The 24,774-nt window shown below is 62.9% G+C and carries 28 protein-coding genes; 13 read left to right on the forward strand and 15 right to left on the reverse strand.

Annotated elements, in window-relative coordinates:
* Positions 1-48: 48 nt before the first annotated feature.
* Complete coding sequence (locus HPO_RS06525; protein ID WP_035595987.1) at positions 49-807, reverse strand: DUF3658 domain-containing protein; 759 nt, start codon at positions 805-807, stop codon at positions 49-51.
* A gap of 56 nt (positions 808-863) precedes the next feature.
* A complete protein-coding gene (gene purQ / locus HPO_RS06530) occupies positions 864-1,532 on the reverse strand; it encodes a phosphoribosylformylglycinamidine synthase subunit PurQ (protein WP_035595989.1) in 669 nt (222 codons plus the stop codon).
* A gap of 161 nt (positions 1,533-1,693) precedes the next feature.
* Between purQ and HPO_RS20215 the strand changes: the two genes are divergently transcribed.
* Positions 1,694-1,846 (forward strand): entericidin A/B family lipoprotein, encoded by a 153-nt coding sequence (locus tag HPO_RS20215; protein WP_084324201.1) that lies wholly within the window; start codon positions 1,694-1,696, stop codon positions 1,844-1,846.
* Between the two features lie 44 nt (positions 1,847-1,890).
* On the opposite strand, the gene HPO_RS06535 is transcribed toward HPO_RS20215, so the two are convergent.
* Both HPO_RS06535 and HPO_RS06540 read right to left on the reverse strand, forming a co-directional pair.
* Complete coding sequence (locus tag HPO_RS06535) at positions 1,891-2,232, reverse strand: DMT family protein (protein ID WP_035595991.1); 342 nt, start codon at positions 2,230-2,232, stop codon at positions 1,891-1,893.
* A 26-nt stretch (positions 2,233-2,258) separates the two neighbouring features.
* Positions 2,259-3,035 carry an exodeoxyribonuclease III gene (locus tag HPO_RS06540; RefSeq protein ID WP_035595993.1) on the reverse strand — a complete coding sequence of 259 codons (777 nt, stop codon included), beginning with the start codon at positions 3,033-3,035 and terminating at the stop codon, positions 2,259-2,261.
* Positions 3,036-3,118: 83 nt separating this feature from the next.
* Here HPO_RS06540 and tatA point away from each other — a divergent pair, with 83 nt between their 5' ends.
* The 10 genes from tatA (at position 3,119) to secF (ending at position 11,947) form a co-directional block, all read left to right on the forward strand.
* Positions 3,119-3,331 (forward strand): twin-arginine translocase TatA/TatE family subunit, encoded by a 213-nt coding sequence (gene tatA / locus HPO_RS06545; protein WP_035595995.1) that lies wholly within the window; start codon positions 3,119-3,121, stop codon positions 3,329-3,331.
* 25 nt (positions 3,332-3,356) lie between these two features.
* Positions 3,357-3,743, forward strand: coding sequence for a Sec-independent protein translocase protein TatB (tatB, locus tag HPO_RS19650; RefSeq protein ID WP_051612376.1), 387 nt, complete (start codon positions 3,357-3,359; stop codon positions 3,741-3,743).
* A complete protein-coding gene (gene tatC, locus HPO_RS06555) occupies positions 3,740-4,567 on the forward strand; it encodes a twin-arginine translocase subunit TatC (RefSeq protein WP_157532713.1) in 828 nt (275 codons plus the stop codon). Before tatB ends, tatC begins: the two co-directional genes overlap by 4 nt.
* Positions 4,568-4,667: 100 nt before the next feature.
* Positions 4,668-5,798: an NYN domain-containing protein gene (locus HPO_RS06560; RefSeq protein ID WP_035595996.1), complete on the forward strand. Its 1,131-nt coding sequence runs from the start codon at positions 4,668-4,670 to the stop codon at positions 5,796-5,798.
* Between the two features lie 74 nt (positions 5,799-5,872).
* Positions 5,873-7,417 (forward strand): serine--tRNA ligase, encoded by a 1,545-nt coding sequence (gene serS / locus HPO_RS20960; protein ID WP_035595998.1) that lies wholly within the window; start codon positions 5,873-5,875, stop codon positions 7,415-7,417.
* Positions 7,414-8,175, forward strand: coding sequence for a 5'/3'-nucleotidase SurE (gene surE / locus HPO_RS06570; protein ID WP_035596000.1), 762 nt, complete (start codon positions 7,414-7,416; stop codon positions 8,173-8,175). The genes serS and surE overlap by 4 nt, the downstream gene beginning before the upstream one ends.
* Positions 8,163-8,822: a protein-L-isoaspartate O-methyltransferase family protein gene (locus HPO_RS06575; RefSeq protein ID WP_035596002.1), complete on the forward strand. Its 660-nt coding sequence runs from the start codon at positions 8,163-8,165 to the stop codon at positions 8,820-8,822. Before surE ends, HPO_RS06575 begins: the two co-directional genes overlap by 13 nt.
* A 104-nt stretch (positions 8,823-8,926) precedes the next feature.
* Positions 8,927-9,298, forward strand: coding sequence for a preprotein translocase subunit YajC (gene yajC, locus HPO_RS06580; RefSeq protein WP_084324202.1), 372 nt, complete (start codon positions 8,927-8,929; stop codon positions 9,296-9,298).
* 36 nt (positions 9,299-9,334) lie between these two features.
* Complete coding sequence (gene secD / locus HPO_RS06585; RefSeq protein ID WP_035596004.1) at positions 9,335-10,942, forward strand: protein translocase subunit SecD; 1,608 nt, start codon at positions 9,335-9,337, stop codon at positions 10,940-10,942.
* An 18-nt stretch (positions 10,943-10,960) separates the two neighbouring features.
* Positions 10,961-11,947: a protein translocase subunit SecF gene (gene secF / locus HPO_RS06590; protein ID WP_035596005.1), complete on the forward strand. Its 987-nt coding sequence runs from the start codon at positions 10,961-10,963 to the stop codon at positions 11,945-11,947.
* A gap of 77 nt (positions 11,948-12,024) precedes the next feature.
* Here the strand turns inward: secF and ychF are convergent, their stop codons facing one another.
* Positions 12,025-13,122: a redox-regulated ATPase YchF gene (ychF, locus tag HPO_RS06595; RefSeq protein WP_035596007.1), complete on the reverse strand. Its 1,098-nt coding sequence runs from the start codon at positions 13,120-13,122 to the stop codon at positions 12,025-12,027.
* A gap of 150 nt (positions 13,123-13,272) precedes the next feature.
* Here ychF and HPO_RS06600 point away from each other — a divergent pair, with 150 nt between their 5' ends.
* Complete coding sequence (locus HPO_RS06600; protein WP_035596009.1) at positions 13,273-14,208, forward strand: TIR domain-containing protein; 936 nt, start codon at positions 13,273-13,275, stop codon at positions 14,206-14,208.
* A 112-nt stretch (positions 14,209-14,320) separates the two neighbouring features.
* Here the strand turns inward: HPO_RS06600 and HPO_RS06605 are convergent, their stop codons facing one another.
* The 8 genes from HPO_RS06605 to HPO_RS06640 form a co-directional block, all read right to left on the reverse strand.
* Positions 14,321-14,893 carry a F0F1 ATP synthase subunit B family protein gene (locus HPO_RS06605; RefSeq protein WP_084324203.1) on the reverse strand — a complete coding sequence of 191 codons (573 nt, stop codon included), beginning with the start codon at positions 14,891-14,893 and terminating at the stop codon, positions 14,321-14,323.
* Positions 14,890-15,429, reverse strand: coding sequence for a F0F1 ATP synthase subunit B family protein (locus HPO_RS06610; protein ID WP_035596011.1), 540 nt, complete (start codon positions 15,427-15,429; stop codon positions 14,890-14,892). The genes HPO_RS06605 and HPO_RS06610 overlap by 4 nt, the downstream gene beginning before the upstream one ends.
* Positions 15,430-15,475: 46 nt before the next feature.
* Complete coding sequence (locus tag HPO_RS06615) at positions 15,476-15,712, reverse strand: F0F1 ATP synthase subunit C (protein ID WP_011646921.1); 237 nt, start codon at positions 15,710-15,712, stop codon at positions 15,476-15,478.
* Positions 15,713-15,830: 118 nt separating this feature from the next.
* Positions 15,831-16,592 (reverse strand): F0F1 ATP synthase subunit A, encoded by a 762-nt coding sequence (locus HPO_RS06620; RefSeq protein WP_035596250.1) that lies wholly within the window; start codon positions 16,590-16,592, stop codon positions 15,831-15,833.
* A gap of 5 nt (positions 16,593-16,597) precedes the next feature.
* Positions 16,598-16,960, reverse strand: coding sequence for an AtpZ/AtpI family protein (locus HPO_RS06625; protein WP_051612377.1), 363 nt, complete (start codon positions 16,958-16,960; stop codon positions 16,598-16,600).
* Between the two features lie 149 nt (positions 16,961-17,109).
* Positions 17,110-20,571: a chromosome segregation protein SMC gene (gene smc / locus HPO_RS06630; protein WP_035596013.1), complete on the reverse strand. Its 3,462-nt coding sequence runs from the start codon at positions 20,569-20,571 to the stop codon at positions 17,110-17,112.
* A gap of 15 nt (positions 20,572-20,586) precedes the next feature.
* A complete protein-coding gene (locus HPO_RS06635; protein ID WP_162174018.1) occupies positions 20,587-21,258 on the reverse strand; it encodes a thioredoxin domain-containing protein in 672 nt (223 codons plus the stop codon).
* Positions 21,259-21,329: 71 nt separating this feature from the next.
* Positions 21,330-21,866 (reverse strand): DUF721 domain-containing protein, encoded by a 537-nt coding sequence (locus HPO_RS06640; RefSeq protein WP_035596015.1) that lies wholly within the window; start codon positions 21,864-21,866, stop codon positions 21,330-21,332.
* A 45-nt stretch (positions 21,867-21,911) separates the two neighbouring features.
* On the opposite strand from HPO_RS06640, the gene mutY reads away from it, so the two are divergent.
* Entirely contained in the window at positions 21,912-22,955 is a 1,044-nt protein-coding gene (mutY, locus tag HPO_RS06645; RefSeq protein ID WP_035596017.1) for an A/G-specific adenine glycosylase, read from the forward strand.
* On the opposite strand, the gene HPO_RS06650 is transcribed toward mutY, so the two are convergent.
* Together HPO_RS06650 and prfB are read right to left on the reverse strand one after the other, a co-directional pair.
* Positions 22,942-23,577: a DUF1294 domain-containing protein gene (locus HPO_RS06650; protein WP_051612379.1), complete on the reverse strand. Its 636-nt coding sequence runs from the start codon at positions 23,575-23,577 to the stop codon at positions 22,942-22,944. The two genes, mutY and HPO_RS06650, sit on opposite strands and share 14 nt — an antisense overlap.
* Positions 23,574-24,681, reverse strand: a protein-coding gene (prfB, locus tag HPO_RS06655; RefSeq protein ID WP_114105685.1) for a peptide chain release factor 2 whose coding sequence is annotated in 2 segments (ribosomal slippage) — positions 23,574-24,611 and positions 24,613-24,681 — 1,107 coding nt in all. Because the reading frame shifts where the segments join, the coding sequence is not laid out codon by codon here. Before prfB ends, HPO_RS06650 begins: the two co-directional genes overlap by 4 nt.
* Positions 24,682-24,774: the final 93 nt, after the last annotated feature.

The raw sequence follows: 24,774 nt of genomic DNA on the forward strand, positions 1-24,774 counted from the left end.
TCTGCAAGCATGGCACAATGGGTGCGAGTCAGGAAGGCCCGCCGCCGGTCAGCATAGCCGTCGAAGCTCTCCAGGCACCGCATGGGTGTCAAAAAATGCACCGCTGCCCAAGCCTTGCCACGCAATGCGCCCGGATTGAGCCAGTTCCCGCAGCCGCCAGAGCAGGACGTGGTAATCAGCGATGTGCCAGCCGTCCTTGTTGAACTCGTTCCATATGTTCGCGAAGAGACGCTCAAGCTTCTCCCAGTACATAGGGATATGATTCAATATTGCCGGGTCCAGCCAGTCTTCCGGACGCTCTGCAAGTCGTCCGGCCTCGAATATCCGTATACAGGCTGTGTCCCTTGCGGACAGCTCGTAGAGGTCCGACAGGTGCCGCGCGAGCGCCGGGTCCAGTTCACTGGCAAGCGTACCCAGTTCCGGCACCAGCTCCGGCGCGAACCCGCCCGTCCCGGACACATCCGGCGCCTGCCGTGCGGTGTCGATGAATTGAGCACCTAGAAACTCCGGCCCCGAGTGAAGGAACGCGCTCAAGGAGGACATTTCGCTTATGCGTCGCGCGCAGTACCAGACTGTCGTCTGTCCGTCCCATTTGTTCGTATATTGCCGGAAAAGCGTCTCGCAGCGCGGTTGTTCGTCGTCAAGTGCAACGAACTCTTCCAATCCCGGCGCATATGTCCGGCACCATGCCGTTCTTTCTTCCCCCGCATAAAGCAAGGGCAGAGGGCCGGCCTGCGCCATGAGCGGATCGAGGATCAGCAGGTGCTGGAATCGTATGCCTGAGAGGTCGCCCCAACGCTTCAGCATCCCCGCTGCAGATGGACAAAAGACAACCTGCAACCTCTCCGGGGAGAGGGGGCTGATCACGCCGCCGCCATCAGGCTCTTGAACAGGGCGATGCCGTCGGTGCCGCCTTCATGGTCGCCGATGGCGCGTTCGGGGTGGGGCATCATGCCGAGGATGCGGCCGTTTTCCGAGAGGATGCCGGCGATGTCTCGCGCAGCGCCGTTGGGATTTTCGCCTGCGGCATAGCGGAAGGCGACCCGGCCTTCGCCTTCCAGGCGGTCCAGCGTCGCGTCATCGGCAAAGAAGTTGCCTTCGGCATGGGCGATCGGGATGACGACTTCGCTGCCGCCGATATAGGCGCTGGTGAAGGCGGTGTTGCTGCTCTCGACTTTCAGTTTCTGCGGGCGGCAGACGAAGTGAAGCGAGGCATTACGCACCAGCGCGCCGGGCAGGAGGCCGGTCTCGGTGAGGATCTGGAAGCCGTTGCAGACGCCGAGGATGTATCCGCCGCGCTCGGCATGGGCTTTCAGCTGCGAGATGATGGGCGAGTTGCCCGCCATGGCGCCGCAGCGGAGATAGTCGCCGTAGGAGAAGCCGCCGGGCACCATCACAAGGTCTGTTCCTGCGGGGATCTCCCCATCCTTGTGCCAGACCATGGCCGGGGCTTTGCCGGTCAGCTTGGCCAGCGCAACTTGCGCGTCACGATCACAGTTCGAGCCGGGAAAGACGATAACAGCGGATTTCATGGGCGCTCTTTAGCAAAGAGTCGGAGCGTTTGGAAACGGGAATGACGCTGGCCCACGCAGTGAGGCAATAAAGCCACATAAGGCGTTGAAAGGATTGGAAGAGGCTTGCCCGAATGCCGGCTCCGGGCCATCTTCCTTTCACCACACACAGGAGAAATCAGATGAAAAAAGTGATGATGGCTCTGATCGCAGTCGTTGCTCTGCCGGCGCTGGCAGCCTGCAACACGATTGAAGGCGTTGGCAAAGACGTGAAGGCCGGTGGCCAGGCGGTTGAAGAGACTGCCAAGGAAGTCAAAGAAGAGATCACGAAGTAAGATCTTCCGGCAGGCGGCGGGGCGCGATGCCTTGCCGCCTGTTCCTATTTGCCCTGGAAGATGAACCAGGCGCCGAGCGCAATCAGGCCGAACCCGATGGCGTGGTTCCAGCCGAGCGGCTCTTTCAGCACCCACACCGAAAATCCGGCGAATACGATCAGGGTGATCACCTCCTGAATCGTTTTTAGTTCCGCCGCCGAATAGACCGAATGCCCCCAGCGGTTGGCCGGCACGGCGAAGATGTACTCGATCAGCGCAATGCCCCAGCTGGCGAGGATCACCAGCATTAGCGGTACAGTCTTGAATTTGAGGTGACCATACCAGGCCAGGGTCATGAAGAGGTTGGAAATCGACAGAAGGACAATCGGCAGGACATGCGGCGGCATGAGGGGCTCCGGAAAGCGGGCGAGGGTCAGTCTTCAAACGTGGCGATCACCGGAACATGGTCTGACGGTTTCTCCAGGGCGCGGGCCTTCCGGTAGATTTCGGCGCCTGTGAGACGGTCTGTCATGCGGGGGCAGGCGAGGATGTGGTCGATCCGGATGCCGTGATCTTTCTGGAACGCGCCGCCCTGATAATCCCAGAAGGTGTATTGGTGGGCGCGGCCATCGCAGGCTTCGAAGGCATCGGTGAGGCCAAGATGCTTGAGCTGGCGCCAGGCAGCGCGGGTTTCCGGCAGGCCGAGCGCATCGGTGTTCCAGACCGTATCGTCCCAGCAATCTTCCGGGGCGGGAATGGCGTTATAGTCCCCGCAGAGCACGAAAGGCTCCTCCGCTTTCAGGAGGCTGCGGGCATGGTCTTCCAGCGCGGCGACCCATTCCAGCTTGTAGTCATATTTCTCGCCGGGCGCAGGGTTGCCATTGGGCAGGTAGAGCCCGCCGACGCGCACGGGCCGCTCTGCCAGGACGGTCGCCTCTATATAACGGGCCTGATCGTCCTTCAGGGTGGACATCTCGCGGGTGACATCTTGCAGGGGAAATTTCGACAGGATGGCCACGCCATTATAGCTTTTCTGGCCATGGACGGCGCAGTTCCAGCCCATTTCCTCGATTTCGAGATAGGGGAAGGCGTCCGTTTCGCACTTCAACTCCTGCAGGCAGACCACATCTGCCTTGATATCGTTCAGCACCTGCAGAACAGTCGGCAGGCGGGCTTTCATCGAATTGACATTCCAGGTCGCTATACGCATGCGGTAACCTCTTAAGCAGCTTCGCGCCATTGTTCCAGCAGCGGCCGGGCTCTATACTCGCATAAACCTGAGGAGTCGCGTTCATGGCGCCAAGCTGGATTCAAATTCTGATCGTGGTCGTCATCGCCCTGCTGTTGTTCGGCGGCCGGGGACGCATTTCATCCATCATGGGCGACATGGCCAAGGGGATCGGCGCCTTCCGCAAGGGCCTCAAGGATGAGGAAGCCAAGCCGGTGACGAAGGACGAGATGGTCGACATCACGCCCAAGAAGGACGAGACGAAGACATCGTCCTGATGACGCAAGCGGAGGGCGGATAGCCATGCTGCCCGGCATCGGGTTTTCCGAATTATTGCTGATTGGCCTTGCGGCCCTGATCATCATTGGTCCCAAGGACCTGCCGATGATGATGCGCAAGCTTGGCCAGATCATGGGCAAGGGCCGGCGCATGGCGCGCGAGTTCCAGGCGGCGTTTGACGACATCGCCCGCCAGAGCGAGCTGGACGAGCTGAAGAAGGAAATCCAGGAGCTGCGCAAATCCAACACGCTGACCTCCGCGCAGGATGACCTGGCCGCCTATGAGGCGGATGTGAACTCCGCCATCATGCGCGAACACCCGGCCGCAGCCCCGCCGCCGCCCGCAGAGCCGGAGAGCAAGCCGGACGAGCTGCCGGATGCAGCACCGGCCAGCAAGGGCGGCCCCGCATGAGCCAGGCCCCCCCCAAGGACGAGCAACCCGAAATCCTCGATGATGAGGTGGAATCCAGCCGCGCGCCGCTGCTGGACCATCTGATTGAGCTGCGCGGGCGGCTGATCAAGATGCTGCTGGCGCTGGGGGTGGCGACCATTGGCGCCTTCTTCTTTGCCGACCTGATCTACAATTTGCTGGTGGCGCCGTTTGCCTCGGTTGCTGAAGACGTGCGCGGCTCGAAGCTGGAGTTCATTTTCACCGCGCCGATGGAATTCTTCTTCGCCAAGCTGAAGCTGGCGCTGTTTGCCGGCGTGTTTCTGGCTTTCCCCGCGATCGCCTGGCAGATTTATGCCTTCGTGGCACCGGGGCTCTACAAGTCCGAGCGCGGGGCGTTCTGGCCATATCTTGTCTTCGCGCCGATCCTCTTCTCGCTGGGCGCGGCGTTTGTGTATTTCATCATGCTGCCGATGCTGGCGCGCTTCACTATTTCGATGGAGCAGGTGGACGCCGCGCAGACGACCATCAAGATGATGCCGCGCGTGGGGGATTATCTGTCTCTCGTGATGGCGCTGATGCTGGCGTTTGGCATTTCGTTCCAGCTGCCGGTGATCCTGACCCTTCTGGGAAAGATTGGCCTTGTATCCTCATCGGGCCTCGGCAAGGGCCGCAAATACGCCATCGTCGGCATCCTTGCCTTTGCCGCACTGTTCACGCCGCCCGACGCTATTTCACAGCTTCTTCTGGCGGCGCCGGTCTACCTTCTCTACGAGATTTCCATCTTCTGCGTGCGCATGATCGAGCGGAATGCGGAAAAGGCAGAGGCGGCGGCAGCGGCCGAATGATTTTCCCTGCAGCGGCGGCGTTGCAATTTGCGGTGAGGTGTTGAACCTAGGCGCCGGATAGAAACCCCATCGTCTCCCGAGAAACGAGGAGCCTGCCCGAGTGTCGCGCGTTAAAAGCGTCCTGCTGGTCGATTTCGACAATATATACGGCGCGACCAGTGAAGAGGTTGTCAGCGGACTGTCCAATTGGCTGCTCTGGCTGGAGGATGGCGCCTTCTCGCCGAAGAATCGCCGCCGCCGGTTCATTGACAAGCGCGTCTACTGGAACCTGCAATTCGACAAGTATCGCCCGGAATTTGAGCGCGCGGGATTCTCTGCCTACAATTGCCGGGCGCTGGCCAAGCGCAAGATCAGCGCGGGCAAAAGCTCGGCCGACATCGTGCTGACGATGGACGCGATCGAGATTGCGCTGGTGAATGAGGACGTCGAGGAGTTCGTCATTCTGACGACCGACTCAGACTTTGTGCCGGTGGTGAACCGCGTTCAGGCCGGCGAGCTGCGGGTGGTGGCCTGCGGCAAGGAAACCGACCCGACCTATGAGCTGTTCAGCCAGTATGCCGACGCCGCGATCCATATCGGCGCGCTGAAGGCAGCGTTCAGCTATGAGCGCGCCAAGCGCAAATGGTATCGCCTGCGCTCGCCGCCGCCGGAGATTGCGCCGCTGACGCTGGTGAGGGAGCGCCGCTCGCCGCTGATGGGCAGGGTGCGCGCCGCGCTGGAGACGAGCGAGGCGCCCAAGGACGGGCCGCCGCCAGAGCTGCTGCGCGCCGCGGCGATCATCAAGGAGCTGGGCGAGCGGATGCCGGATCAGCCGCTGTCGAAATCGCGGATCGTGCGGGCGCTCAGCATCATTCAGGAATTCACGCCCACCTATCAGGCCGGCCTGCGCCCCTGGTTTGGCCACAAGAACTTCGCCGCGATGATGCGCCGCCTGTCGCAGATACAGCCGGCCATCGAGGTGACCACGCTGGGCAAGAACAAGGTGGAGACTGTGTGGCGCGAGCCTGCAGAAGCGCCGCCGCCAACACCCAAGACGCCCCCACCGGTGGATGATGAGCCCGAGGCCCGCCTGCTGCCGCGCGAGCGTGAGCGCACGCCGCTGGCGCTGCTGGCCGAGGCGGCGAAGGATGTGGACCTGCCCGATCCTGTAGAGGATACGGCAGAAGAGGCCCCCGAAGAGGACCCCGAGGACGAAGACGCCGAGGCCGAGGGGATGACCAGCCGGGTGTGACCTGTGGACAGGAGGGGGCGGCGCGGATTAGAGCCTTCCCATTACCCACTGACCCCAGAGCCTGAGGCTTCCCAATGTTCGATATCCGCGCCATCCGCGAAAACCCTGACCTGTTCATCCGTGCCTGGAACCGCCGGAAAGAAGGTCTGGGCTCATCGTCCGTCGCGAAGATCCTGGAGCTGGACAAGGCCTGGCGCGAGGCGACCACCGCCAAGCAGGACGCCGAAAGCGCCCGCAACGCCAATTCCAAGCTGATTGGCCAGGCGAAAGCCAAGAAGGACGAGGCAGAGGCCGAGCGCCTGATGGCGCTGGTGGCCGAGGCGAAGACCACTATCGAGCAGGCGAGCGAAGCGGAAGAGACCGCGCGCAAGGCGCTCGACGATCTGCTGATGGGCCTGCCGAACCTGCCGCTGGACGAAGTGCCGGAGGGCAGTGATGAGCATGGCAATGTCGAGCAGCATAAATGGGGCACCCCCAAGGGGATCAACGCGCCGAAGGACCATGCGGACCTCGGCGAAGCGCTGAAAGGGCAGGGCGGATTTCCGCTGATGGACTTTGAAGCCGCCGCCCGGATGAGCGGCGCGCGCTTCGTGGCGCTGCGCGGCAAGCTGACCCGGCTAGAGCGGGCGCTCGCCAACTTCATGCTCGACCTTCAGACCACAGAGCATGGGTATGAGGAGGTTAGCCCTCCGCTGCTGGTGCGGGATCAGGCGCTGTTGGGGACCGGGCAGTTGCCGAAGTTTGAAGAGGATCTATTCCATACCAACATGCAATCTGCAGCTTTGCGGGATAGCCTTCGCCGCGCCAGCGACGAGTTCATTTCGCTTTCAGAAAAACGAAACAATCTTCTAAAAGCATTCGTAACGGCCGAGGATACTGCGCGGACCAACGGCACCGACACCAGTTGGACTAAAGGAATATATCAAGAGTTTGCGGAGTCGCTCGAACGCACGGTAGAATCTCATAAATGGTTTCAAACTCAGTTTGATGGATCACAAAATGTGCGATCGACAGCGCATTACCTTATTCCCACCGCTGAAGTTCCCCTGACCAACCTCGTCCGTGAGCAGATTATAGAATCTGCGCAACTCCCCCTCCGCTTCACCGCCCACACGCCCTGCTTCCGCTCCGAGGCGGGCAGCGCGGGGCGCGACACGAAGGGCATGATCCGCCAGCACCAGTTCAACAAGGTGGAGCTGGTTTCCATTGTGGCGAATGAGGAAGAGGGGCTGAAGGAACTCGAACGGATGACGGGGTGTGCCGAGGAAGTGCTCAAACGCCTGGAGCTGCCCTTCCGCCGCATGCTGCTCTGCACCGGCGACATGGGCGCGGGCGCGCGCAAGACCTATGACCTTGAAGTGTGGCTGCCCTCGCAGAACACCTATCGCGAGATTTCCTCCTGCTCTTACTGCGGCGACTTCCAGGCCCGCCGCATGGACGCGCGTTATCGCCCCGAGCCCAAGGCGAAACCCGAATATGTCCACACGCTGAACGGATCGGGTCTGGCCGTTGGCCGCACGCTGGTGGCGGTGCTGGAGAATTATCAGAACGCGGACGGGTCCATCACGGTGCCCAAAGCGCTGGTGCCGTATATGGGCGGTGTGACGGAGATCAAATGAGAATTCTCCTGACCAATGACGACGGCATCAACGCGCCCGGTCTCTCCGTTCTCGAAGAGATTGCCAAGGAGCTTTCCGACGACATCTGGATTGCTGCGCCAGAGGAAGAACAATCCGGCAAGGGGCGGGCGATTTCGCTGACGCAGCCGGTGCGGGTGCGCAAGGTGGGGGCGAAGGCCTGGGCGGTTGCGGGATCGCCCTCGGACGCGGTTCTGCTGGCGCTGCGCGACCTGATGCCGGAGATGCCCGACCTTGTGCTCTCCGGCGTCAATCGCGGGCAGAACATTGCCGAGGATACGAGCTTTTCCGGTACCATCGCGGCGGCGATGTTCGGCATGCAGCTTGGCGTGCCCTCGATTGCGCTGAGCCAGGCGCAGAACTTCCGCGAGCGCGGCTCCCTCTCCTGGGAGACGGCCAAGGCCTGGGGCGCCAAGGCTATCCGCCCGCTGCTGGAGATGGGTTGGCCCAATGACGTGGTGATGAATGTGAACTTCCCGGATGTTGAGCCCGGCGATGTGCGCGGCATTCAGATCACGCGGCAGGGCTTCCGCGACGAGGCCATCATCCATACCGACCGGCGCGAAGACCTGCGCGGCAACGACTATTACTGGATCGGCTATCGCGGGAAGCTGTCCAAGCCCGACGAAGGCACCGACATCCGCGCGATCTATGACGGCTTTGTCTCCATCTCGCCGCTGCATGTGGATTTGACGCACGAGCCGTTCCTGAAAACCCTGAAGGAGTCATGGCAGAGCTGATCGCCGACCCCTTCCGCGCTGCGCGGCTTCTCCTGCATCTGCGGCAGGAGGGGGTGACCGATCCTCTGGTGCTGGCGGCGATGGAAACCATCGGCCGGACGGCTTTTGTCGATGCGCCGGGGCTGGAGGCGCTGGCATTTGAGGACGCGATGCTGCCCATCCCGTGCGGGCAGGTGATGCTGCGCCCTTCTGCGACCGGGCACCTGCTGCAGGCGCTGGGCCTGAAGCGGGAGAGGGATGCGCGCGTGCTGCTGGTGGGGTTTGGCTCCGGCTATATGGCGGCGCTGCTGGCCCAGCTGGCCGGGCATGTGTTTGCGGTGGAGCGGTTCGGGCGGCTGGCTGAGGAAGGGCGCGCGCGGATGGCGCGGCTGGGCATCGCGAATGTGTCAATCGCCCATGGCGACGGCCTCCATGGCTGGGCTGAGCAGGGGCCGTTCGATGCCATCGTGCTGGCGGGGGCGGTTGAGAGCGTTCCCGAAGGCCTGGCCGCGCAGCTCGCTCGCCATGGCCGGCTGGTTGTGCCTGTGGCGGCAGGGCCAGCCCAGACCAACCTTGTAAGCGTTACCGCAACGGGCGAGGTAGCCGGGCGCCACCCTCTCTTTCAGTGGATGCCCCGGCTTCTCGAAGGGCGCGCGCAAGTGCTTTGAATGCAGAGGGAATCGCCTGCAGGGGTAGTTTGCCAAGGCGGGGCTGCCCCGCTATACGCCTCAGTTCCCTTTTCCCGCCGCAGAACTATCTGGAGAATGCCGACATGTCCGCCCGCTTCCTGACGCTCGCTTTCATTTCGGCCACGCTGGCTATGCCTGCGATGGCGCAAGGCGCCCCCGCGTCTCCCGGCGGCGGCCTGATGATGCAGCTGGTGATGTTCCTGCCGCTCATCCTGATCTTCTACTTCCTGCTGATCCGCCCGCAGCAGCAGCGCGCCAAGAAGCACACCGAAATGGTGAACAATATCAAGCGCGGCGATACCGTGGTCACCTCCGGCGGCCTGATCGGCAAGGTGAACAAGGTCAATGAGGGCGAAATTTCGCTCGATCTGGCAGAGAATGTCCGCGTTCGCGTCATCAAGTCGATGGTGATCGAAGTGCGCAACAAGGCCGAGCCGGTCCCCGCCAACGACTGATCGCCCGGTCTCCTCTCCAAGCAATAGGATAGCGCAATGCTTCAATTCCCGGCGTGGAAAGTTCTGCTGGTATTAGGGGTGCTGGTCTGGGGTGTGATCATGGCACTTCCGAATGCCGTGAACATGTCGAATGCGCCGGGCTTTCTGCCCAAGAATTCGGTCAATCTTGGCCTCGATCTTCGCGGCGGCGTGTATCTCGAGATGGAGATCCCCGCGACGGAGGTGATCAGCAGCCGGCTTGAGGTGTTTGCGCGCGATGTGCGCTCGGCCTTTGCGCGGACATCGGAGCGCGATCCGATCTTCTTCCAGCCGGAACTGCGTGGCCGCACTATGCTGATCAAGCTCAGCCGGCCCGATGCAGACGGCAATTTTCCGGTAGAGGATGCCCTGCGGCGCCTCGACCGGATCAACAGCCCGATTGAAGGCGGTCTCGGCGGCGGGAAGACGTTCGACATCTCCCGGGCAGGGCCGGACAGCATCCTCGTGGGTGTCTCCTCAGCGTCCGAAACGGCGATGCTGCAGGACGCGCTGAACAAGACCATGACCATCGTGCGCCGCCGGGTAGACCCGGACGGGGTGGCCGAAATCTCGCTGACGCCCTCGGGCAGCAACCGCATCGTTCTGGAAGCGCCGGGCGAGCCGGACCCGGAACGCCTGAAGGATCTTCTGAGCCGCGACGGCCGGATGACATTCAACCTGGTCGAATCCAGCCCCGCTGAGATCGCCTCGGCTCAGGCGGGCGTTCTCAAGCCCGGCTTCCGCCTGCTGGAAGGACCGGAGACCGGGCCGCTGCTGGTGCGCGAGATCCCTGAAGTCGTCGGCTCGGACATTGCCACGGCCAGCCAGGGCAATGACGAGGCCAACCGCCCGCAGATCAACTTCCGCCTCAACGCCAATGGTGCGCGCAAGTTCTACGAAACCACGCGGAACAATTCGGGCAAGCTGTTCGCCATCGTGCTTGATGATGTGATCATGTCAGCCCCGCGTATCAACGAGCCAATTCCCGGCGGCAATGTGCGCATCACCGGCTCTTTCACCATCGAGCAGGCCCAGGATCTCGCCGCAATCATCGCGGCCGGTGAGATGCCGGCCAAGGTGCAGTTCCTGGATCAACGGGTGGTCTCCTCGACGCTTGGGGAAGACTCCATCGAGTCCGGCTTCCGGGCGGCGATCGTTGGCCTCGCACTGGTGGCCGTGTTCATGGTGTTGGCCTATGGCCTGCAGGGCATGTTTGCAGTGTTTTCGCTTATGGCGAACGTGATCCTGATCTTCGCGGCGCTGTCACTGGTTGGCGCCACGCTGACCTTGCCTGGCATCGCCGGTATTATCCTTACCATTGGTATGGCGGTGGATGCGAACGTGCTGGTGTTCGAGCGGATACGCGAGGAACAGAACAACGGCCGGTCCCTCTGGACATCCGTTCAGGCAGGATATGAGCGCGCGCTGGTCACCATTCTGGACGCCAACGTCACAACGCTGTTTGCGGCGGTGATCCTCTACACGCTCGGCTCGGGCCCAGTGAAAGGCTTCGCCGTGACGCTGGCCTTCGGCATCGTCACCTCTGTGTTCACCGCTTTCGTGTTCACGCGGATGCTGACGATCTTCTGGATGAAGACATTCAAGACCAAGAGCTTTGCGGTTTAGGCGGGTAGGAGCAGACAGATGCTGATCAAATACTGGCCTAAAGAGACCAAAATTCCCTTCATGCGCTATCGCTATGTCGGCGTGGTGCTGTCGGTTCTGATGATGATTGCCTCGGTCTATCTGGTGATGACTAGAGGGCTCAACCTCGGCGTCGACTTTGCCGGCGGTTCGGTGATCGAGCTGCGCCAGACAGAGCAGGTGACGGTGCCCGAAGTGCGTAGCCGCATTCAGGGCAGCCTGACCGTAAACTCGGCGACGAATGCCAATGGAGAACTGGTGGTCATCCGCTTTGGTGACCTCGATCCCTCACTGCTGGGCCCCGAATTCCAGGCGCTGTCGGATGAGGACAAGGCGGACCGGGCGTCTGCGGCGTCCAACACCTATGTCGTCAACGCGCTCAAGCAGGAATTCAATCTCACCGATGCAGACATCCTGCGCAATGACTCGGTGGGGCCGAAGGTGTCCGGTGAGCTGTTCCGGGAAGGGATGATTGCGCTCGGTGTGGCGACAATCATGATGTTCCTCTACATCGCCTTCCGGTACACTTGGTCCTATGCCGTGGGCGGCATTGCCGCGCTGGTTCACGACGCGGTCGGCACCATTGGCCTTTTCTCGCTGCTGCAGCTGGAATTCGACCTGACGACCATCGCGGCTTTGCTGACGATCATCGGCTATTCAGTGAACGACTCTGTGGTCGTGTTCGACCGGATCCGCGAGATCCGGCGGAAATACAAGCAGATGCCGGCGACCGAGGTGATCGACATTGCCACCAACCAGACACTGTCCCGCACATTCCTGACCGGCGGCACGACGATCATTGCCGTTCTGGCGATCGTGATTTTCGGCGGCCCGGTGCTGCAGGGGATGAGCGTCGCGATGATCTGGGGTATCGTGATCGGCACCTATTCGTCTATCTACTTTGCTGCCGCAATCGTCCTGATGCTGGGCGTCGACATCAACCGCAAGCCGGTGGAAGACACGCCCGGCTTTGAGGCAATGCCGTAACCGGCGGGTATCCAGGACAAAGAAAAAGGCCGGACCCTTCGCAAGGTCCGGCCTTTTTTATGGGGCGTGATGGGGTCTCAGACGTTGAAGCGGAAGAGCATCACATCGCCGTCCTGGACGATGTATTCCTTGCCTTCGGAGCGCATCTTGCCGGCTTCCTTGGCGCCGACTTCGCCGCCGCACGCCACGTAGTCGTCAAACGCGATGGTTTCGGCGCGGATGAAGCCCTTTTCAAAGTCACCATGGATGACGCCGGCCGCCTTGGGGGCAGTCCAGCCCTTGTGGATTGTCCAGGCGCGGGCCTCTTTCGGGCCGGCGGTGAAATAGGTTTGCAGCCCCAGCAGCTCGTAGCCTGCGCGGATGAGGCGGGTCAGGCCGGGTTCCTCGAGGCCCAGGGTTTCAAGGAACTCCTTGCTCTCGGCATCATCCAGCATGGCCAGTTCGGATTCGATCTGGGCGGAGATGACCACCGCGATGGCGCCTTCCTGCTTGGCGCGTTCCTCGACTTGTTTGGAATAGGCATTGCCGGTGGCCGCGCTCGCCTCGTCCACGTTCGCCACGAACAGGATCGGCTTTGCCGTCAGCAGCTGGAGCATGTTCCAGGCTTTGAGATCGTCAGCGGGCACTTTGGCCTTGCGGGCAGGGCGGCCTTCCTTCAGCTCGTTCAGCGCCAGATCCATCAGCGCGACCTGCGCCTTGGCGTCCTTGTCGCCGGAATTGGCTTTCTTGATGAGGTTGGCCTTGCGCTTTTCCAGGCTGTCGAGATCGGCCAGCATCAGCTCGGTTTCGACCACTTCGAAGTCGGCAATCGGGTCCACCTTGCCGCGGACATGGGTGATGTCGTCATTCTCAAAGCAACGCAACACATAGATGACGGCGTCCGTCTCGCGAATATTGGCGAGGAACTTGTTGCCGAGGCCTTCGCCCTGGCTGGCGCCTTCCACCAGGCCGGCGATGTCCACGAAGTTCATGCGGGCCGGAATGATCTCTTTTGAGCCTGCAACCTGCGCCAGCTTGGTCAGGCGTGGCTCTGGCACGGCGACTTCGCCCACATTCGGCTCGATGGTACAGAAGGGGTAGTTGGCGGCCTGGGCGGCTGCCGTCTGCGTCAGAGCATTGAAAAGGGTGGACTTGCCAACATTCGGCAGGCCAACGATACCGCATTTGAAGCCCATGGGGCGAATACCTCTAAAATTCCTGAAAGGGCGCCTTAGCCCCTTTCGCTCCTGAAAAACAGGCACAAAAATCGCTAGGATGCAGCAGGACTGGTGTTCAGGCGTTCTGCAGCTATCCTTACGATCAGGCCTTATGCGAGGTAGAGTACGATGAGTTACGACGTCTTTCTGGTGTCTGCTGTAGCAGACCGGGACATTGCCAAGCTGGTGGTGCGCCGTTTGCGATCTCTGAAGTTCCGCGTGGCGTTCAATCAGAGCCAGGTGGACGAGACTTTTGACCCCAAGGATGCCCGTGACGCGACCAATTCGCAGTCTGTGCTGGTATTGTGGTCCGAGAATGCCGTGAAAAGCGACTGGGTGAGGGCAGCTGCGTCTGTGGGCAATTCCCGTCCCGGCACACTTATCCAGGCGGCCATCGACAAGACGATCCCCTATGAGCCGTTCCGGCAGGAGAAGCGGTACTCCATCGAGGGCATGACGTCCCGCAAGACGCCAGAAGGATTTTTCCAGTTAATTGAGGAACTTGGCCGACGGGATGGGCGTACCGACCTGCGCCAGTGGCTCAGTTTCGGTGCCAAGGATGATGACAAGCGCGCCGACTGGATTGCAGCCCACCCGGCTGATCCGATTGCCGAAGACGCCCGCAAGAAGCGGGAGAAGGATCTGGGCATCAAGCCCGCGCCGGCGCGCGACGCTATCGGCGCCGCTGCTCTGGCCGCGGCCTCGCTGAAGACCAATGGCACCAAGGCGCCCGTCATGCCGGTGGTGACCGCGCCGGTAGCGAGCGCGCAGCCAAATCCGCTGACCGAACTTGGGGCAGGCTGGGGCGCTGTGGCGGCGGTCTCTGCAGCGATTGTGGGGATGCTGGTGATGGCCTGGGTATTCCGTTCTGAAAGCTCCCCAGAGATGGCTGCGGCCTCCCACGCCATTGCCAATTCCCGCATGGCGACGGTGACGTGCCCGGCCGGGACGGTGCCGCGGTCATTGCTTTCGGTGCTCGAAACCGGGCCCATCATTGATGACACGCAGCCGCAGATTATCGACGACACAACCGCGCCAGAAGAGGGCACAGACACGCCGGAATGATGACACGCGCGGACAGGGCGTGGACAAATCCGGACACTTTCGGACATTTCCGGCCAGAAAAAAAAGCCGCCCCTGAGGGCGGCTTTCTTTTGGCCTTGAGACGCAGAGCAGATCAGCTCAGAGCGCGCTCGATTTCGCGGGCCGCAGCCTCAAACTGGTCGACCGACTTTTCCTCGGCGAGGATACGGCGGGCAGCAGCAGTGGCGGCGTCAGCGGCAGCGCGGCGAACCTCGCTGGCAGCGTCTGCTTCTGCGCGGGAGATGCGCGCAGCAGCCTGAGCTTCCCGGCGGGAGATCTTCTCGGCGAGGTCACGGCGGGCCTCCTCGAGCATTTCCTTCGCGTCGCGCTTGGCCTGTTCGATGATGGCCTCGGCTTCCTTGTCTGCGTCCTGAGCGCGGCGTTCGGCCAGCGCAAGGGCTTCAGCAGCCTGCTCGCGAAGGCTGGCAGCCTGCTCGAGTTCGGTGCGAATGGCCGCAGCCCGGTTATCCAGCCCACCCAGGACGGCCTTGAAGGCCCCCATGCGGGCTGCGATCAGCAGGAAGGTGACCATGCAGAGGAAGGCAACAAACGTCACCGGATCCTTTGCGGCATATGCCAGGCCGCCGACGAAGCCACCTTCGGCAGCGTGCGCGAGCGGCGCAGCAGCGAGGGCAGCGATCAGGAAAGAAGCTGTCTTCTTCATCATGCCTGTTCCAGAGCCGCCGAGACGGCCTTCTTGAGGTCTGCCGGGGAAGCCTTGACGCCAAGACGTGTGATCATGGCGTCTGCGGTGTCCACGGCGATCTGCTCGACATTCGTCATGGCATCGGCGCGCAGCTTGGAGATGCGGGCGTCAGCGGTTTCGAGCTTCTTGGCGAGATCGGCATCGACCCGTGCAGTTTCCGAAGCGAGTTCTGCCTCGGTCTTTTCACGGGCCTTTTCAGCCGTTTCGCGGGCCTTGGCGCGGGCCTGCGCCAGGCGCAGTTCCAGAGCCTTTTGGGCTTCAACGGCCTGATTATTCAGGCGCGCTGCTTCGTCGAGATCGGAAGCGACGCGGTTGGCGCGCTTCTCGATCGTGTCCGACATCTTCGGCAGGATGAACCGGGACAGGGCGAGATAAAGCGCCGTGAACAGCACCGCCAGCCAGAACAGCTGGGACGGCATGTGCCAGGTTTCGAAGGGCGGGAAGGCCGCCGCTTCGCCGCCGTGGCCGGCAGTCTCAGCAAGGAAAGCGATCATCATGGCAATATCTCCGTCGCGGTCAGAACCAGCCGAATCCGGCGGATGATTAGGCGACGAACAGGATCAGGATGGCGATCAGCACCGAGAAAATACCCAGAGCTTCTGCGAGCGCCATACCGATGAAGAGGTTACCGGTCTGCTGCGGAGCAGCCGACGGGTTGCGCATGGCGGCGTCCAGGAAGCTGGCGAAAATGTTGCCCACGCCGAGTGCCGAACCGATCATGCCGAGCGTAGCAAGGCCAGCGCCGACATACTTCAGGCCGTCTGTGATGTTACCTTCCATCAGGTATCTCCTTTGAGGGAAAAGGGGTTAGGGGTATTTTGACGCCCGTGAAGCGTGTTCGCTGAGCGCCGTCAAGCAGTTTGATGCGGGGTATCGTGACGCACTCCCGCGAGGCCCCCTAGTGGGCGTCCGCGTGAAGTGCATCATTGAGATACACGCAGGTAAGAATGGCGAAGACATAGGCCTGAAGGCCGGCGACCAGGAACTCCAGCGCGTTGAGCGCAACGCCCATCGCAAAGGCCAGAGCGGCAATCGGAACATACACCGCGCCGGCGCCGACCAGGGCCACCACGAAGCCGGCAAACAGCTTCAGCATGATGTGGCCAGCCAGCATATTTGCGAAGAGACGCAGGCCAAGGGTGAGCGGGCGCGCCAGGAAGGAGATGATCTCGATCGGCGTCAGGATGATGTAGATGTACCAGGGGGCGCCCGAAGGGGCGAACAGCTTGAAGAATCCGAGGCCATTCTTCATCAGGCCCACCACGATGACCATCAGGATAACCGTCAGCGCGAGGGCGCCGGTGACGATGATGTGGCTGGTGGTGGTGAACGCATACGGCACCATGCCGATCATGTTCGCGAAGAAGATGAAGAAGAACAGTGTGAAGACGAAGGGGAAGAATTTCAGACCTTCTTCACCGGCGGCGCTGCGCACCATGTCTGCGATGAAGCCATAGCCCATCTCTGCGACCGATTGCAGGCGCGAGGGCACGAGTTCACCCTTGCGGGAAGCCATGCCGAAGAAGGCAATGACCAGCACGACGCCGAGGAGCATGAAGCCCGAAGCGTTCGTGAACGAGATGTCGATATTCCCCAGGCGCAGATCGAGCCATTTGGTGACTTCGAACTGGTGGATCGGGTCAAGCGCGATGGCCGGCATCAGGTTCATGCGTCTTTCGTTCCGTCGTCGGGGGCCTTGTCCGGCCCCGGTGAAATCTTTTGAGCCCGAGCATTCAGCTCATGATAGGCCCGGATGACGGCGCGGATGCCGGCTGCGAGACCAAACATGCCCATCACCAGGAGACCCCAGGGGTGGGTGCCGGCGAACTTGTCGATCCAGAAGCCCAGAAAGCCCCCGACAAAGACACTCGCGACAAATTCGATCCCGAAACGCAGCGCATACGCTCCGGCCGAGACGCTCACATCATCAGATGCCTGTTTTCGCCGTTTCGCAGCAGCCTTTGCCTCACGTTCTTCCAGCGCCTTTGCGATACGATCGCTCAGATCATCTGGTTGCTCGCTCGACATGGGCCTTAGCGCTCCGTGTACGCGAATCCGCACCGATGGGTAGCCCCCCGGATTGCGGCGCAAACTATGGGCGCCCCCTTGGCAAGTCAACGGGGAATGGCAAAAGATATTGCTTTGTTTTTATTTGAAAAAATATCACACATGGTGCGCTACTCCGCCGCAACGAGTTCTTCGGCTGCAGCAAGGTCTACAGAGACGAGCTTCGAGACGCCCTTTTCCCGCATCGTGACGCCGAACAGCCGGTCCATCCGGCTCATGGTGACGGGGTTGTGGGTAATGACCACGAAACGGGTGTCGGTCCGCTGGCGCATTTCGTTGAGCATGTTGCAGAACCGGTCGACGTTGGCGTCGTCCAGCGGGGCGTCCACCTCGTCCAGCACGCAGATGGGGGCGGGGCGGGAGAGGAACACGGCGAAGATCAGCGCCGAGGCGGTCAGGGCCTGCTCGCCCCCGGACATCAGATTGAGCGTGCCGAGCTTCTTGCCGGGTGGCTGGGCAAAGATTTCGAGACCGGCATTCAGCGGATCGTCGGCATCGATCAGGCGGAGTTCGGCATTGCCGCCACCAAAGAGGGCGGTGAACAGGGCCTTGAAATGCTCATTGACGGCTTCGAACGCCTTCACCAGACGCTCGCGGCCTTCGGCGTTAAGGGCTTCGACGCCCTGGCGCAGCTTGGCGATGGCGCCGGTGAGGTCTTCCTTCTCGGCGAGCTGGACGCCGAGACGTGATTCGAGCTCCTCGGCTTCTTCCTCGGCATTCATGTTGACGCCGCCGAGCTGGTCGCGCTCGCGGCGGAGGGCGTCTAGGCGTGTTTCTGCCTCACGGGGCGTGAAGGCGCCCAGCGTGTCAGCATCAAGATTGGCCTCGGCAATCGCCAGCAGGCCTTCGGGTGTGCGCTGGAAGTTGTTGCGGGCGACTTCAACAGCCTCCGCCAAGCGGATTTCGGCGTTTTCGAGCTTTACCTTCCAGCCGGCGAGTTCCTCGCGCGCCTGGGAAGCGGCGGCGGAGGCGCGGCGGGCGGCGGTGTCGGCCTCGCGGATGGCCGCTTCCTTCACCGCGAGGGCGTCTGCGGCAGCCTTGCGCTCATTCTCGAAGGTTTCGAGCTCTCGGGAGAGTCCGGCGATCTCTTCGGTGAGAGCGGCTGGGCGTTCCCGCGCGCTGAGGGCGGCGGCGGCAACATCGGCGCGGCGCTCTGTCAGCCGGGCGAGGCGTTCATCAGCCGAGGCGAGGCGCGCCGTCCAGCTGTCGAGATCGCGTTGCAAGGCGGCGCGGCGGGCAGCGGCCTGTTCGCGGCCACGGGTGAGGTCGGTCAGGCGGCCACGCGATTCGGTTTCGGCGGCGCGGGCGGCGGTCAACTCATTGCGGGCGGCGCTGAGGGCGGCTTCGAGGCTGGCTTCCTCACCGGCGGCGAGCGGGGTGGCGAAAGACATCGCCTCGGCAATCGCGGCAAGTTCGCTTTCAGCGCGGGCGAGGGCATCATTGCCGGTATCGCGGCGCAGGCTGGCGCGTTCGGCGGCCTGAACTTTCTCCGCAGCGAAGGCGCGGGCATCGCTCAGCGCTTTCTGGGCGGGGCCGACCAGCTGGCGCACATGGCGGAGGGTCTCCTCAGCCTGCTGGCGGGCCTTGCGGGCGGTCTCCAGTGTTTCGGTGCAGCGCGTCAGCTCTGCCTGCTGAGGCGCGAGGTCGGCACGGGCCGCTTCAAGGCGGGCCTGCTGCTCCAGGCGTGCTGCGGCGCTGACGGGGGCTTGTGGCGTGCGCGTGAAACCATCCCAGCGCCAGAGATGGCCCTCGCGGGAGACAAGGCGCTGGCCCGGTTGAAGCTGACCCATCAGGCGCGGTCCGTCAGCTGCGCTGACGAGGCCGCACTGGGCGAGGCGGGCGGCAAGCTCGCCGGGCGCGTCGACATAGGCGGAGAGGGCTTCAGCGCCAGCGGGCAGGCTGAGGGCGGCCACATGGGCGCCGCCCCAGTAGAGCGCGGCGGCTTTGTCCGTCGAGGCTGCAATCTCGTCGCCGAGGGCGGCGGCGACGGCTTTTTCATAGCCATCGCGGGTGCGGATGCGCTCGACTACGGGCGGGGCACTGGTGGCGGCATCGGCGCGGCGGAGCAGCTTTTCGAGGCCGGCAATCTCCGCTTCGAGGGCGCGGACATTGTGGCTCGCCTGTTCCTGCGGCGGCTGGGCAGCGGCTTCAGAGTCACGGGCGCGCAGGATCTCGGCTTCGGCGAGTTCCACGGTGCGCTCGGCATCATTCAGCGCGGCTTCGGCTTCGGCCTCGGCATTCTTGGCCTGGCGGACGCGCAGCACGTGGATGGCGGCATCCTCAAGGCCGGTCATCTCATTCTTCAGGCGCTCCACCTCTGCGGTGAGTTGGGTTTTGCGGCGGGCCTGCTGGGCGGCTGTCTCCTCGGCAGCGCGGCGGCGGGCGCGCACTTCGGAGAGGCGGGCCTGGGCTTCATCGGCAGCTGATTCGGCAGCCGACAGCCGGGCACGGGCGGCGGCGAGGGCCTGCTGTGCCTCGGTTTCGAGTGCTTGGTTGGTGGCGTCATCTTCCACCGGAAGGGCGGAAAGTTCGGCGCGGGCGTGGGCGAGGGCGGCGTCGGCCTCGGCGCGGGCGGCGGTTTCGCGCTCAAGGTCTTCCGCGAGGCGGGCAGCTTCGGCGTCGAGGCGCTGCTCGGCTTCGGCGGCGATGCGGTGTTCAGTTTCGAGTTTTGCGAGCGTGATGCGGGTCTGCGAGAGGCGCCCGGCGGCGGCCATCTCCGCTTCCCGCAGCGGGCCGACGCCTTCTCCGGCCTCGATGCGGGCGCGCTCACACAAGGCATCCTTACGGGAGAGGTCCTCGACCTGGCGCTTGCAGACTTCGAGCTGGGCCCGGCCGGTTTCGGCGGTCTGGCGTGCATCGGCCCAGCGCAGATGGGCGAGCAGCGCTTCGAGGCCGTGGATTTCTTCCGACAGGCGGCGATAGCGGCGGGCCTTGCCGGCCTGGCGCTTGAGGCTGGTGAGCTGGCGTTCCACCTCGGCGGAAACTTCGGCGAGGCGCTGGAGGTTGGCCTCGGCTGCGTCCAGCTTCAGTTCGGCTTCGTGGCGGCGGGTGTTGAGGCCTGCGATGCCGGCGGCTTCCTCAAGGATGCGGCGGCGGTTCTGGGGCTTTGAGCCGATCAGCTCGGAGATCTGGCCCTGGCGGACGAGCGCGGGTGAGTTGGCCCCGGTTGAGGCGTCCGCGAAGAGGAGCTGGATGTCCTTGCCGCGTACGGTGCGGCCATTGATCCGGTAGCTGGAACCGGCGCCGCGTTTCAGCTTGCGCTCAATCTCCAGGAGGTCGGCGCCGTTGAATTCGGGCGGAGCCGTGCGCTTGGAATTATCCAGGACAAGGATGACTTCGGCGGTTTCGCGCGCGGGCCGCGTGGAGGAGCCGGAGAAGATGAGATCGTCCATCTCGCCGCCGCGCATCGCCTTGGCGGAGTTTGCCCCCATGGCCCAGCGCAGCGCTTCAAGCAGGTTGGACTTGCCGCAGCCATTGGGGCCGACAATGCCTGTCAGCCCCGGCTCGATCGGGACAGTCTGCGGGTCAACGAACGACTTGAAGCCGGCGATGCGGAGTTCAGTTATCTGCATGCCAGGCCCTCATGGCTACTGCGCGCCTTTAGCGGCGAGCTTTGCCTCGATCTGTTTCACGAAGCCCTCAGCCGTCGTGTAGTCGCCCTGGAAATTCTGCTTCACGCCATCGATGATGAAGGTTGGCGTGCCTTCGACGCCCCACTTTTCAGACGTGGCATAGACATCTGCGAGCTGTTTGCGGATGTCGCTGTTGGAGAGGCAGGCATCGAACGCGGCCTTGTCGGCGATGCCGTGGCGCTGGCCGATGGCGCTGAGCGTGGTTTTCACAACGCCGTTCTGGGCCGCGTAGCGGACGCCGTCCTGATTCGCGAAGAGATCGTCGAGCACGTCGAAGAACTTGTCCTCACCGGCGCAGCGGGCCATGGCATAGGCGGCCACGTCGATCTCGTTCAGCGGATATTCGCGGAAAACGAACTTCACCTTGCCGGTGGAGATGAACTTCTCCTCGATGGCCGGCTTCACATTTTCATGGAAGTATTTGCAGGCCGGGCAGGTGGGCGAGGCGTATTCGATGATCGTGATCGGAGCATCCACATTGCCCTTCACATGGCCGAGTTCGCCATCTGCATTGACGGCGCTGGCAGCGTTTTCAGCGGAGGATGTGCCCCCGCCCGCCGCGCCACAGGCAACCAGTGCCAGGGCGGAGAACGCCACTGCTGCAAAACGCCGGGTATTGGTGAGCATGATCATAAGCCTCGCGTTAAGGAATGAGTCGCGCCGGTTTCAAAAGGGTTAACCGACCGGGGCGATCCTGTTTACTCTGTGGCGGATAGCACAGCCTCGCCCAGCGCAACAATTGCCGCGCGCAGACGCGGATTGTCGATAGGGTCTGCATGGGCGGCGACTTCGGCCTTCTCGGCCGGGGTAAGTGTGCGCGAGCGGCGCCGGAACTCACTGGGGCCTGTGCGGCGGATCTGGCCGTGCACAAGACGGATGCCGGTAATGTCTCCGCCTGCGGCCACGGAGACGCGCTGGCGGATGATTTCCGACTGATGCTGGATCATCGGAGCGGCCTGGGGCACCACCATCAGCGTGAGGATACGGCCCTCCTTGGAGGCGGTGATCTTCTCCGGCTGGCACCAGCGCCAGATCTGCTCACCCACGATCTGGCGCCAGTTGAGCTGGATCTGCTTAAGGGGCGGAAGCTTGGCCGTACCCGCCTTGCGGCCCACGCGCTCTGCCATCAGCCCCAGCGGCTTCATCGGCGCACGCACGGGCCGGGCGCGCGAATAACGCAGCTTCACCTGCGCGCGCGCTTCTGCAATGGGATCAAGGCTTATAAACTGAACCATGAGCGGCACATTGCCCGGCTTCGGGTGTGAGGGGAAGTTACACGCGTGACCCGGCGATCAGATTTCCGTGAACTGCCTGCCCGGTTGCTTGCCTGGTTTGACCGGCATGCGCGCGTGCTGCCTTGGCGGGCACCGATTGGCGTGGCGCGCGACCCCTACCGGGTGTGGCTGGCCGAGATCATGCTGCAGCAGACAACCGTGCCCCATGCCGCGCCCTATTTCCAAGCATTCACGCAGCGCTGGCCGCGCGTGGAAGACCTGGCAGCGGCGCCGGAAGAGGACGTGATGCGCGCCTGGGCCGGGCTTGGCTATTATGCCCGCGCCCGCAACCTGCTGAAATGCGCGCGGGAAGTGGCCGCGCGCGGCGGTTTTCCGGGAACATCCGCCGGTCTGCGCGAGCTGCCGGGGATTGGCCCCTATACCGCTGGCGCCATCGCGGCGATTGCCTTTGGCGAGCGCTCAGCCGCCGTAGACGGCAATGTGGACCGGGTGTTTGCCCGGCTGATGGCGCTGAAAGGGGAATGGGCCGAGGAGAAGAAGCGCCTCGCGGCAGAAGTGGCCCGGTTGGTTCCCGATGAGCGGCCCGGAGATTTTGCCGAGGCGCTGATGGACCTTGGCGCGACGATCTGCACGCCGGCGGCGCCCAACTGCATGATCTGTCCCCTGACGGATATGTGCGCGGCCCGGGCGGAGGGGGCGCCGGAGCGCTATCCCGTGAAACCTCCCAAGGTGGCCAAGCCGGTGCGCTATGGTCATGCCTGGGTATATCGCAGGCGTGGCAAGGTGTGGCTGGTGCGCCGCCCGCCGGAGGGCTTGCTGGGCGGGATGCTGGCTTTGCCCTCTGCGGTCTGGCAGGAGGGAGAGGCGCCGGAAGCCGTGCCGCCTTCAAAGGCCGACTGGCAGGCGCTGGGCGAAGTGCGCCACGTGTTCACGCATTTTACCCTGCGTCTCAGCGTCTGGCAGGCGGAGACGCCGCGCAATCCGGCAGGCGAGGGGATGTGGGCTGATCCGGAGGAAGAAACCGGCCTGCCGACCGTATTCGCCAAGGCGCTGGCGCTGGCAACGGGCGGAAAGGTCAGGCGCCGGTAAAGGCTGCGATCTGCACGAAGCCTGCGATGTTGATTGCAACGCTCATCCAGAACAATGTGCGGAAGGACAGTTTTTTCGTCTTATGACGGAACAGTTCCTGGGCGATGATGGCGCCGGGCCACCCGCCGGCGAGCCCGAGCATCAGCAGGATCGTTTCCGAGATGCGCCACTCATTCTGTTCGGCTGCCCGTTTATCCAGGGCATAGCCGATGAAGGTGACCACGCTGGCAATACCGTAAACGGCAAACCACAGCGGGGATATCTGCGTACTGAGGGCAACAGCCGTGGCAATAAAAAGGAAGGCCGGAATGACCATCAGGCGCGGTCCGCGGCCAGCTATCTTTTTCCAGAGGGGAACCTTCGGCGGATCGGGGCGCACGGGGCGAATGTCGCTGGCACGCACGCGGCCTTTCTCGTCCGTTGTTGCAGTATAGGTATAGAGGTGGCCCTCTTCGATGTGACGGTCATCTTTCGCAAAAGCGTGAATATGCGCGAAGGCGTCAGGACCGCCCGCTACGGGGATGAGGAATCCGAATCCGCGGTCTCCGTTCCAGCGAACAAGCCGGCCCTCCAGGCGGATGGGCTGGCTGTTTCTGGAAGGAGGCTCCGCAGGCTTGGTCACGCATCCTGATCCTTGTTGACCGACGCGGCGAGCGCGGCAGACAGGAAGCGGTCAATATCCCCATCGAGAACGCCGGACGTATCAGACGTCTCAACTTCCGTGCGCAGGTCTTTGACCATCTGATAGGGCTGAAGCACATAGGAGCGGATCTGGTGGCCGAAGCCGATCGCGCTCTTGTCTGCATACTGAGCATCGGCGACGGCTTTGCGTTTCTGCAGTTCTAGCTCGTAGAGCTTCGAGCGCAGCATGCGCCAGGCTTCATCGCGGTTCTGGTGCTGGGAGCGGCCGCTCTGGCACTGGACCACGGTGTTGGTGGGAATGTGGGTCAGGCGGACGGCAGAGTCGGTCCGGTTGACGTGCTGACCGCCGGCGCCAGAGGCGCGGTATGTATCTGTACGGACGTCCGACGGGTTGATCTCGACATCGATCTTGTCGTCGATAACGGGCGATACCGCGACCGAGGAGAAGGAGGTGTGCCGGCGGGCCGAGGAATCGAAGGGCGAAATGCGCACCAGACGGTGGACGCCCTGTTCGGATTTTAGCCAGCCATAGGCATTCTCGCCCTTGATTTGGAGAGTTGCGGACTTGATGCCGGCCTCTTCTCCTTCGCGCTCGTCCAGCAGTTCCACCGAATAGCCGCGCTTCTCGGCCCAGCGGACATACATGCGGCGCAGGATGGAGGCCCAGTCCTGGCTTTCTGTACCGCCTTCGCCGGCGTTGATCTGCAGGTAGCAGTCATTGCCATCGGCTTCGCCCGAAAGGAGGGCGGCGAGTTCGGCTTCGGCGGCGCGCTCTGCAGAGCGGCGCAGGGTGGATTCCAGATCGGCCAGCATTCCGGCATCACCCTCGGCGAGTTCCATCAGCTCGGGCGCATCGGCGATGTCTTTTTCCAGCGTCTGGACCAAGGCGATGCCGTCGGCGAGCTTCTGGCGCTCGCGCATCATGGCCTGGGCTTCCTGCGGATCGTCCCAGAAGTCGGGGCGCTCGGAAAGGGCGGTCAGCTCATCAAGGCGTTTTGTGGCTGTATCCCAGTCAAAGACGCCTCCGTAGCAAAGTGGCGGACTGGCGAATCTGATCGATCAGCGAACGAATTTCTGCGGACATGATGAACCTCGTGTAACCTTTGATGGAAAGAAGCAAGCGTTTGCAGACCCTATAACCGGGCTGCCGCATGGGGTCAAAGCTGCGATTTCTACG

It is taken from the genome of Hyphomonas polymorpha PS728, from assembly GCF_000685315.1.
In the GTDB taxonomy this organism is placed as follows: Bacteria; Pseudomonadota; Alphaproteobacteria; order Caulobacterales; family Hyphomonadaceae; genus Hyphomonas; species Hyphomonas polymorpha.

Coding starts and splice junctions, on each gene's coding strand:
- ychF (WP_035596007.1), bottom strand. CDS start 13,122: ATGGGCTTCAAATGCGGTATCGTTGGCCTGCCGAATGTTGGCAAGTCC.
- HPO_RS06620 (WP_035596250.1), bottom strand. CDS start 16,592: ATGCCGGCCATCGCGCTTGACCCGATCCACCAGTTCGAAGTCACCAAA.
- HPO_RS06640 (WP_035596015.1), bottom strand. CDS start 21,866: ATGGTTCAGTTTATAAGCCTTGATCCCATTGCAGAAGCGCGCGCGCAG.
- HPO_RS06625 (WP_051612377.1), bottom strand. CDS start 16,960: ATGTCGAGCGAGCAACCAGATGATCTGAGCGATCGTATCGCAAAGGCG.
- HPO_RS06605 (WP_084324203.1), bottom strand. CDS start 14,893: ATGATGAAGAAGACAGCTTCTTTCCTGATCGCTGCCCTCGCTGCTGCG.
- purQ (WP_035595989.1), bottom strand. CDS start 1,532: ATGAAATCCGCTGTTATCGTCTTTCCCGGCTCGAACTGTGATCGTGAC.
- secF (WP_035596005.1), top strand. CDS start 10,961: ATGCTGATCAAATACTGGCCTAAAGAGACCAAAATTCCCTTCATGCGC.
- HPO_RS06635 (WP_162174018.1), bottom strand. CDS start 21,258: ATGCTCACCAATACCCGGCGTTTTGCAGCAGTGGCGTTCTCCGCCCTG.
- tatC (WP_157532713.1), top strand. CDS start 3,740: ATGAGCCAGGCCCCCCCCAAGGACGAGCAACCCGAAATCCTCGATGAT.
- yajC (WP_084324202.1), top strand. CDS start 8,927: ATGTCCGCCCGCTTCCTGACGCTCGCTTTCATTTCGGCCACGCTGGCT.
- serS (WP_035595998.1), top strand. CDS start 5,873: ATGTTCGATATCCGCGCCATCCGCGAAAACCCTGACCTGTTCATCCGT.
- HPO_RS06535 (WP_035595991.1), bottom strand. CDS start 2,232: ATGCCGCCGCATGTCCTGCCGATTGTCCTTCTGTCGATTTCCAACCTC.
- tatB (WP_051612376.1), top strand. CDS start 3,357: ATGCTGCCCGGCATCGGGTTTTCCGAATTATTGCTGATTGGCCTTGCG.
- secD (WP_035596004.1), top strand. CDS start 9,335: ATGCTTCAATTCCCGGCGTGGAAAGTTCTGCTGGTATTAGGGGTGCTG.
- HPO_RS06600 (WP_035596009.1), top strand. CDS start 13,273: ATGAGTTACGACGTCTTTCTGGTGTCTGCTGTAGCAGACCGGGACATT.
- HPO_RS06610 (WP_035596011.1), bottom strand. CDS start 15,429: ATGATGATCGCTTTCCTTGCTGAGACTGCCGGCCACGGCGGCGAAGCG.
- HPO_RS06575 (WP_035596002.1), top strand. CDS start 8,163: ATGGCAGAGCTGATCGCCGACCCCTTCCGCGCTGCGCGGCTTCTCCTG.
- HPO_RS06615 (WP_011646921.1), bottom strand. CDS start 15,712: ATGGAAGGTAACATCACAGACGGCCTGAAGTATGTCGGCGCTGGCCTT.
- smc (WP_035596013.1), bottom strand. CDS start 20,571: ATGCAGATAACTGAACTCCGCATCGCCGGCTTCAAGTCGTTCGTTGAC.
- surE (WP_035596000.1), top strand. CDS start 7,414: ATGAGAATTCTCCTGACCAATGACGACGGCATCAACGCGCCCGGTCTC.
- HPO_RS06525 (WP_035595987.1), bottom strand. CDS start 807: ATGCTGAAGCGTTGGGGCGACCTCTCAGGCATACGATTCCAGCACCTG.
- tatA (WP_035595995.1), top strand. CDS start 3,119: ATGGCGCCAAGCTGGATTCAAATTCTGATCGTGGTCGTCATCGCCCTG.
- HPO_RS20215 (WP_084324201.1), top strand. CDS start 1,694: ATGAAAAAAGTGATGATGGCTCTGATCGCAGTCGTTGCTCTGCCGGCG.
- HPO_RS06540 (WP_035595993.1), bottom strand. CDS start 3,035: ATGCGTATAGCGACCTGGAATGTCAATTCGATGAAAGCCCGCCTGCCG.